Origin of the sequence: Thiohalorhabdus sp. (assembly GCF_036628635.1) — a bacterium.
In the GTDB taxonomy this organism is placed as follows: domain Bacteria; phylum Pseudomonadota; class Gammaproteobacteria; order Thiohalorhabdales; family Thiohalorhabdaceae; genus Thiohalorhabdus.
Window position 1 is genome coordinate 1 of sequence record NZ_JAZKRM010000069.1, and the last position, 8,177, is coordinate 8,177.

Here is an 8,177-nt window from a genome sequence, read left to right on the forward strand (position 1 = left end):
GAGCCGGCGCCGTGGAGGGCCCCGATCGCTTCGGGAACAGCTCCGCGACGGGATCATTATTGGCCATGGCTGCGCTCCTCTGTTCTGGGGCCTAGCGGCGGTCGACCGGTATGCCCATGCGTCGCCACCACCGTCGGCGCGGACCATCGCCGGCCTCGCTTAGCGGCCGCCAGGTGGTCAGCAGGCGGTTGTAGAGCTCGCGGTAGGTGAGGTTGTCCGCCACTTCGGGATGGCCCATGAGCATCTCCAGGTGATCGGTCACCGCCCGCGCCACCTCGGGATCCGGCTTGCGGGCGTAGCGCGTCATCAAGTACTGCAGGCTCAGATCCAGGGTATCCAGGCCCAGGGCGATGCCGCCCCGGATGGTGGGCTGCCTTGCCGACATGGTGCGACCTCCAGGAAGCGTGACTCAGTTAACCAAATGAGAATGATTTTCATTTAAAACCTTATGGGCCTTGGCGTCAACCCCGGCCCTCCTGGGCGCCCGCACCCTTGGCTGGCCGCCGCCGTCGGGCTCGGGCACGGCGGCGGCGCCACCACAGGTAAAGCCCGGTGGCGAAAAACAACGCCGGCAGCAGCCCAGCCACGAAGTGCGCGGTGCGCGCCGCGGTGCCCCCGTAGGTGCCAATGTGGAGGGGGTAGAGGTGGTCCATGGCGTATTCCCCGGGACCGGCGGCCCGATGGTCATAGGTGCCCAGCACCCGGGCCCCCCGGGGGTGGAGCTGGACCTCGCTGTTGCCGTTGGGGTGCCACTCGTCGGGGTAGCGCAGGCGAGCCCGCACGGACTCGCCGGGCTCCGTGGGAAAGACCAGGAAGGTGATGGCGGCCCCGGGGACCGCCGCGCGTGCCGCGTCGACCATGTCCCCGACCGCGCCCGCCGGCATGGGGCCAGCGTCGGCGGCAAGCGGCACGGGCTCCGCTTCCTCCTCGCCGGTGACGGCGAATACGGCGTCCTGCACCGCGTGGTGGAAGACCAGGTAGATCCCGGTGGCGGCAATGAGCCCCAAAAAGGGCAAGCCGACGAGACCCGCCCAGCGGTGGCCGTCCCGGGCGAGATCGGCGAGGGAGGCCGTGGAGAAGCCGAGGGCCTGGCGCAGCCTTCCCCGCCCGGGCCACCAAACCACTAGCCCGGTGATCGCCAGGGCCAGCAGGACGACGGCCAGGACCCCCACCACGGTCTCCAGGGCGGCACCGCCGATCTCCCCGGTGTGGAGCACCCGAACCGGCGCCTCCAGGGTGGCGAAGGCGGCGCGCTGCTCGGATACCTCCCCCGAGTAGGGGTCCACGTAGACTCTTGGGCCGTGCCTGCCCTCCAGCACGGCCCTGTAGACCCCGGAGGCCCCCTCGGGCTGGACGAGGAGCCAGAGGGGACGATCGGGATAGGCCGCGTTGACAGCGGCGTGGGCCTCGGCCAGTCCGAGGGGCTCCGCCCCGGGCCGGGGATCGGATTGGAGCAGCTCGGGGTGTAGCCACTCGTCCAGGGGCTCGGCCACCACCAGCCAGGCCCCGAGCAGGCCTTGAATGGCCAGAAACAGTCCCAGTCCCAGGCCCGTCCAGCGGTGCAGAAGAAGCCATGTTCGGTTCATTCACTTGCCCCTGATCGCAAAAAGAGGGACCGCCGAACGGTCCCTCCCATCGCATTACCCCGACAGGCGTTCCTAGTCGGTCACTATTTCATGGTGTACTGCAGCGAACAGGATCGGGCCTTGCCGGTCGCCAATCTGGCACCGCGGGCGAGGTCGCTCGCTCCAGGAGCCTTCGGTTCACCGACATCATTGACTGCTCCCACTGCCCTGGCTGCCGCCTGGAATGCCTCGGGGATCTGGCCGACCGTCCGGACCGGCAGGGCCGTTGGCAGGACCGGGCGGTGGGCGGTGGGCGTGGTAGCCGGTCCAGGACGACTGGCCGGCACAAATCATGGAGGGATGGTATCAATCCTTACCGGTAACGATAATGATTTTCATTTCTTTTATACGTGGTAAGCTACCCCCACCCCATCCGAACAGGCGTTCGGTGGGCATCGCACCGTCCTCGGGCAAAGAAGCAAACACAAACCGCCCCGCCCAGGGCTTACCGGGGCGGGGCGAATGGCCCTTGCGGGGCTGAGGTCTTAGCCGACCTGGGTATAGCGCAGGTAGGAGCGCAGCTCCTCGAAGCCCTGCGGGAACTTCTTCTCCGCGTCTTCGTTGCTGACGGTCGGCGGGATGATGACCTTGTCGCCCTGGCGCCAATCGGCCGGCGTCGCCACGCCGTGGGCATCGCTGGTTTGCAGGGCGTCGATCACCCGCAGGATCTCGTCGAAGTTGCGCCCCACCGACATGGGATAGGTCATCATCAGCCGGATCTTCTTGTCGGGGTCGATGATGTAGACCGAGCGAACCGCGGCGGTGGCGCTCTCATCGGGGTGGATCATCTCGTAGAGCTTGGCCACCTTGAGGTCGGCGTCCGCCACGATGGGGAACTCGAGGGTGGTGTGCTGGGTGTCGTTGACGTCCTCGATCCACTTGACGTGCTCCTCCGCGGTGTCCGTGGAAAGCCCCAGCGACTTGGTGTTGCGCGCCTCGAACTCCTTGGCCAGCTGCGCGGTGCGGCCCATCTCGGTGGTGCACACTGGAGTGAAGTCGGCCGGGTGGCTGAAGAAGAAGCACCACGAATCGCCGATCCAGTCGTGGAGCCGGATGGTCCCCTGGGTGCTGTCGATCTCGAAGTCGGGGGCGGTGTCGCCGATGTGAAGGGTCATTGCGGATTCCTATCTATGTTGGGGCCATGGGTATGGCCGGTTGGTCCGGGAAAGACTAAGCAACCGGCAGAACGGCGAGGTTTGTCTGTCCAATGTACTGCCGAGTGTACTCCCCGCAATCATTAGGAACAAGCCATTTGCAAATGGTTCCCATTACCAATTATGGGAAACCCCGTTTCGCTCCTCCCTCGACACTCTGGGCCCTTCACTCGGAGTCCATCAGGGAGGCGCCCAATCGCCCGCGTCCCTCCTCGCGGTAGCGCGCAAAAGCGGTCTGCACCTGTGCGTGCAGCCAATCCTCGAACAGCGGATGCGACACGAAGCCTTCACCCAGGGCAAAGTCCATATCGGGAAGAAGCTCCTCCGCCGGGCCGGTGCCGGTAGTTCGGGCCGGGATCAGCAAGGCCCGACCACCGTCCCGGCTGACCTTGCGCACCATCTCTCTGATGCTGGCAACCGATTGCTCCCGCTTTTCGCACCAGGTGGCGACGCGGATGGCGCGGAAGCCGTCGCCGCCGGCGGCGCGCATGCGCTCGGCCAACCGCTCGAGGGGGGCCAGCCACTCGCGGTCGGCGGCGTACTGCCTGCAGCCGTGGCCAGTAAGGCGGACGGTCTCCCGCCCGGGGTCCTCCGACAGCGACGGCGCCCGGTCCGCCAGGCAACGGGCGAGGAGGCGATGGGTCCCCAACTCCGATTACCGCGAGCGCCTGGGCGCTAGTGCGGATGCGCGCCGGCGTCTGCCCGTAGGCGCCGCCGTGGCCGACCATGCCGCCGCCGGCCGCCGCCTCGCCGGCACCATCGATATCGCGGCCGAGCATGCGCCGGAGGCTGTCGCGGAACGAGCCCCCGCGCCCGAACACACGGACCAGGCCGACCAACGGGGTACCCCGCGTCTCCAGGTGCTCCACGCCCGGCTGCGTGGTGCGCTGGTCGGCCCTGGAGAAAGCGAACTCCAGCCGGTAATCCTCAGCCAGTGTGGCCGCCGCCCGGCAGCCGGCACGCCCAGGGCCAGCACGAGCGTTAGGACGCGGGGAGCTGGGGCGTCATGGGGTACCTCCTTGCATTCCACAGGGCCGTGACCCGGGCCCGGCCATCAGGCGCGGCCAGGGAGCACCGCCCGGATGGTGATCACCAGGGAAACGGCCGTCGGCAAGGCCAGTGCCGCCCAGGAGAGGGCGTCGCCGAGACCATCGGCCAGCAGCGCGGCCACCAGCCCCAACGCAGAGACCAACGCCAGCACCAGCGGCATTCCCCAGACCCGGGCGAAGCGCTTGGAACCAATCATGCCGGCCCCCCTGGAGGCGCACGCCCCTCATCGGCGCCATTGGCGATCGCCGGTGAACGACCCCAGTGGCGCCGCAGCCACAGATAGAGGCCGCTGATCAGCACCCCGATGGCCAGCAAGTCCAGCAGGCCCCACAGGATCTTCAGCGGCAGGCCGCCGTAGTCGCCGAAATGCAGCGGCTGCGACAGCAGCAGGGCGCTGACGTACCAGGGCAGCTCCCGGGTGGCGGCGACCTGGCCCGTATCGGCATCGATCATCACGGGGGTCAGCAGCTGCGCGGTCAGCGGGGTGGTGCCCTGCATATAGGCCATGAAGTGGCCGGCGCCGGTGAATCCGTTGCCGGGGAAGGCCATGAAGCTCAGCGCCTTGTCCGGCTGGGCCTCGCGGGCGGCTGCCACCGCCTCGGCCGGGGACCGATCGGCGGCTGTACCATCCCCCGTCGCCCCGGCGGTCATCTCGGCCAGCTGGGTGGACTGCCACTGGCTGAAGATGGGCACCGACAGCGTGTTGACTACCCCTGTGAAGCCCACCACCAGCACCCACACCAGGGTGGCCATGCCCACCAGATTGTGGGCATCCAGCCAGCGCAGGCGCCGCGTTTGCCGCCGCACGTGGCCGAACCCCGCCCGGCCCAGGTAGGGGGCGTACAGCACGGCGCCGGAGACCAGCGAGGCCACCAGCAGCAGGCCCATGGCCCCCAGGAACAGGGTCCCCCACAGACCCGCGAACATGTCCACGTGGAGGCGCAGGATCACGTTCATGACCCCTTGCCCCACCGGATAGGCGTTGAGCAGCTCGCCGGTGCGGGCGTCGTAGGTCAGAAACGACGAGGCCTCGGCGGCGTCGACGCTTTCGCCCAGACGCACGAACCACAGTTCCGGGTGCTCCGGCTCGCGCACCAGGAACTGCACGGCCTCGTCCGGGTGCCGCTCCCTGGCGTCGGCCACGATGGCGTCCACATCCGCGCGCGGGCCGCTCTCCTCGACCGCCGGCGCGGTCACCCGATAGCCCAGCGCGCGGTCGATCTCTTCGTGGAAGATCAGCGGCAGCCCGGTCACGAACAGCAGCAGCATGAACACGGTGCAGATCAGGCTGGTCCACTTGTGCACCCGGTACCAAACCTTCAAGCGTCTGCCATTCACGGGTGTTGCTCCTTGGGACCGAAAAAACGACCCGGGGCGCAATGCCCCGGGCCGGCGATTACCCACCCCACGGAATTAGTAGGTCACGGTGTAGGAGATATTGGCCGAGCGGCCCTGGCCGGCCACCACGAAACCGGGAAGGTTGAAGCTCTGGCCCAGCGGCGTGATGTACTGCTCATCGAGCAGGTTGCGGATGCCTACCTCGAGGTTGCCCGGACCGACCCGAACCTGGCCGCTGGCATCCAGCAAGGTGTAGCCGTTGACTTCTCCCTCGCCAAAGGCGGTGCTGCCCTCGAACCGGTCGCGGTCGAACACCCGTTTGGCCTGAACGCGGGCGGACCAGCGCCGGCTCGGCGCATACTCGGCATACAAGGTCGCCTCCGGCGGCGCGATCCGGGTGCCGTCGAGGAAGTCGTCGGTGCTGCCGTCGGCATCGGTATCCACCCGCCCCTCTTGCCAGGTTCCGGTACCGCCAACGGTCAGGGCCCGGGTGACATCGACATCGGCGGTCAGCTCGACGCCATAGGTCTGCTCCTTGCGCCGCTGCAGGGGAAAGTCCGGAGGCCCACCGAAGGTCGCCCCCTCGTCGGATGTCGTGTAAAAGGCCGTGAGCGTGGCCCGCCAATCGTCGAAGCGACCGCGCCACCCCAGCTCAAAGTTGTCCACCACCTTGACCTCGGGATCGAGGGCTTCGCCATCAATTTCGGTACCGGCAGGTATTTGGTCCCTGAAATCGGAACTGGCTGTTCGCAGGGCCCGACCGATATCGGCCACGGAAAAGCCCTGGCTGAAGCTAGCGAAGGCCTCCTGGCTGGCGGTCAGGTTATGGACCAAACCGAGATTGAACACGGTCTCTTCATAATCGAGCTCACCCCCCCGCACGGTATTGCTGGTCACGGAGCCCTCATCGCGGAAAGTCGGGACATCCACTTCGACGCGCTCATGACGGACTCCGCCGCGGACTGTCCAATTAGTCCCCAATGCAACATTCAGCTGCAGGAAGGGAGCGTAATTTTGCTGCTCAAATTCGCCCATATTGGTGCGCCCGTCCAGAAAGTTCTGGGCGGTGATTTCTTGGCTGATATCTACCCCGTAAACGGCATTGGCGAACGACCCCACTGGCCGGTCGTGGGCGATGCGGGCCCCGATATGCTCGGTTTCCAGGAACGTCTGCCCGGGACCGGTTGTGAAGAAATCGGAGAATCCGAAAAAGGTCTCATAATCCTGGAAATACAGTTGGGTGGACAGGGTCCCGCCCAATAGATCCTGAAGCGTATGGTCAAGGCTGATGTTCAGGTTTTCCGTTTTGGGATCGGCCCCCGCTGGCTCGCTGTCGATGGTCTCGGTGGGGGTATCATCGGCGGGATCGCCCGTAGCGGGATCGCGGGTATGATCCGCATCCTGCTCTTGCTCATAGTAATTGACGGCAAGCCGAAGCCGCTGATCGGGGGTCAGCTGGTAACCGAGCTTGGTCTGCAGGTTGTACTCGTTGGACTCGAACAGACCGCCGCCCTGCGACTCGAAGCCGTTCGGCGGGATACGGTCACCATTGCCATCAAACCGGCTACCCGTCCGCTTGGCCGAGAGATTGACGCTGTAGTCGAAGGCCCCGGCATCCCCCCGGAAGCCCTGGTAGATTCGGCCGCCCAAACTGTCGCCGTTCTCGGTTTGACCGGAGATACCGACGGTGGTCTGCATCTCCGTACCCTCGAGGCCGCGACCGCTTTTGGTAATGAAATTGATGATGCCGCCGGTGGAACCGATGCCATAGGTAGCCACGGCCCCGCGGATTACCTCGATCCGTTCAACGGCCTCCGGCGACAGGCTACGCAGGTGTTTGAAGGCCTGACGCAGGACAGCGTTCTGTGGCACGCCATCGATCATCACCAGGAAGCTCCGGCCCCGAATCTGTTGACCGAAGTTGGTCGCGCTCTCCGAGGACTGGCCCAATCCGGGCACCAGATTGGACAGGATCTCTCCCATGTCCTGGGTCGTCCGCGCCTGCTTTTCGATATCCTGGCGATTGATCACGCTAACCGATCCGGGGATATCGGCAATGGACCGGCCCTGGCTGGTCCGGGTGGTGGAGACAGTGATGGGGTCCAGCACCTCGGGCGCGCCCCCGGACTGAGCCGAGGCAGGCCCCGGGGTCACTAGCAGCGTCAGGTACGCTCCCAGGGCCAGGGCGCTCCCGCCCGCGCTCAGCGGACGGGCGTAATCAGATCTCGTGCCGTGTATGGCAGCCGGTCGGTGCATTTAGGCCTCCAGTGTGTGGGTTCATTTATGCGGGCTGACGGCGATCCGTATCGGGAATGGGAATTTAAATGATATTGATTCCTATTTGCAACAAGGGAGGAAACCTTTGCCCACACCGGCTGCCTTAGTAACCTCTGCTCGGGCTTCCGAGGCGAGGGGCCCAGCTCGAAAGCCAATTGAAAACGGGAACGGTTTTCACTAAAGGCGGGATGGCTTACCCTTCCGCTGACCCGCGTGCAACGGAACAACGGAGTAGGATCCAGGCCATGGAGTGGCTCAAGCTGTACCTGGACTACGCGGTGATCGGCCTGCTGGGCTTCATGCTCTTCCTGGCGGTGGCCTTCGCGGTGGAGCGCTGGCTGTACTACCGCCAGGTGGCGGTTACCGGGTTCGATCACCTGGAAACTTTCCACACTGCCCTGACCCGCAACCTCACCATCATCGCCAGCGTCGGCGCCAACGCCCCGTACGTGGGCCTGCTGGGCACGGTGCTGGGAATCATGATCACCTTCTACGACATGGGTCAGGGCGGCACCATCGAGACCCAGGCCATCATGACCGGCCTCGCGCTGGCCCTGAAGGCCACCGCCATGGGCCTGCTGGTGGCCATCCCCAGCATCCTGTTCTACAACGGCCTGATGCGCCGGGTGGACGTCCTCGTGGCCGAGTGGAAGCGGGTCCACGACGCATGAAACGGTTCGACGACATCAACGTCATCCCCTTCATCGACATCATGCTGGTGCTGCTGGCCATC

The 8,177-nt window shown here is 66.0% G+C and carries 8 protein-coding genes; 1 reads left to right on the forward strand and 7 read right to left on the reverse strand.

Annotated features, from left to right (window positions below):
- Window positions 1–91 precede the first annotated feature (91 nt).
- The 7 genes from V5A19_RS13080 to V5A19_RS13110 all read right to left on the reverse strand — a co-directional run bounded on the left by V5A19_RS13080 (window position 92) and on the right by V5A19_RS13110 (window position 7,423).
- Window positions 92–385: a hypothetical protein gene (locus V5A19_RS13080; RefSeq protein WP_332319732.1), complete on the reverse strand. Its 294-nt coding sequence runs from the start codon at window positions 383–385 to the stop codon at window positions 92–94.
- Between the two features lie 76 nt (window positions 386–461).
- Window positions 462–1,586 (reverse strand): PepSY-associated TM helix domain-containing protein, encoded by a 1,125-nt coding sequence (locus V5A19_RS13085; RefSeq protein ID WP_332319731.1) that lies wholly within the window; start codon window positions 1,584–1,586, stop codon window positions 462–464.
- 524 nt (window positions 1,587–2,110) lie between these two features.
- Window positions 2,111–2,740, reverse strand: a complete 630-nt coding sequence (locus V5A19_RS13090) for a peroxiredoxin (RefSeq protein WP_332319730.1) — start codon at window positions 2,738–2,740, stop codon at window positions 2,111–2,113.
- Window positions 2,741–2,945: 205 nt separating this feature from the next.
- Window positions 2,946–3,428, reverse strand: coding sequence for a hypothetical protein (locus tag V5A19_RS13095; protein WP_332319729.1), 483 nt, complete (start codon window positions 3,426–3,428; stop codon window positions 2,946–2,948).
- A gap of 405 nt (window positions 3,429–3,833) precedes the next feature.
- Window positions 3,834–4,025 carry a hypothetical protein gene (locus tag V5A19_RS13100; protein ID WP_332319728.1) on the reverse strand — a complete coding sequence of 64 codons (192 nt, stop codon included), beginning with the start codon at window positions 4,023–4,025 and terminating at the stop codon, window positions 3,834–3,836.
- On the reverse strand, window positions 4,022–5,167 hold the full coding sequence (locus tag V5A19_RS13105; protein WP_332319727.1) for a PepSY-associated TM helix domain-containing protein: 1,146 nt from the start codon (window positions 5,165–5,167) through the stop codon (window positions 4,022–4,024). Before V5A19_RS13105 ends, V5A19_RS13100 begins: the two co-directional genes overlap by 4 nt.
- Before the next feature lie 75 nt (window positions 5,168–5,242).
- Window positions 5,243–7,423, reverse strand: coding sequence for a TonB-dependent receptor (locus tag V5A19_RS13110; protein WP_332319726.1), 2,181 nt, complete (start codon window positions 7,421–7,423; stop codon window positions 5,243–5,245).
- A gap of 266 nt (window positions 7,424–7,689) precedes the next feature.
- On the opposite strand from V5A19_RS13110, the gene exbB reads away from it, so the two are divergent.
- Window positions 7,690–8,115: a TonB-system energizer ExbB gene (gene exbB / locus V5A19_RS13115; RefSeq protein ID WP_332319725.1), complete on the forward strand. Its 426-nt coding sequence runs from the start codon at window positions 7,690–7,692 to the stop codon at window positions 8,113–8,115.
- Window positions 8,116–8,177 lie beyond the last annotated feature (62 nt).

Bases quoted from the DNA above. Each gene is read 5' to 3' on its own strand.
- V5A19_RS13080 (WP_332319732.1), bottom strand. From the start codon at position 385: ATGTCGGCAAGGCAGCCCACCATCCGGGGCGGCATCGCCCTGGGCCTG.
- V5A19_RS13085 (WP_332319731.1), bottom strand. From the start codon at position 1,586: ATGAACCGAACATGGCTTCTTCTGCACCGCTGGACGGGCCTGGGACTG.
- V5A19_RS13090 (WP_332319730.1), bottom strand. From the start codon at position 2,740: ATGACCCTTCACATCGGCGACACCGCCCCCGACTTCGAGATCGACAGC.
- V5A19_RS13100 (WP_332319728.1), bottom strand. From the start codon at position 4,025: ATGATTGGTTCCAAGCGCTTCGCCCGGGTCTGGGGAATGCCGCTGGTG.
- V5A19_RS13110 (WP_332319726.1), bottom strand. From the start codon at position 7,423: ATGCACCGACCGGCTGCCATACACGGCACGAGATCTGATTACGCCCGT.
- exbB (WP_332319725.1), top strand. From the start codon at position 7,690: ATGGAGTGGCTCAAGCTGTACCTGGACTACGCGGTGATCGGCCTGCTG.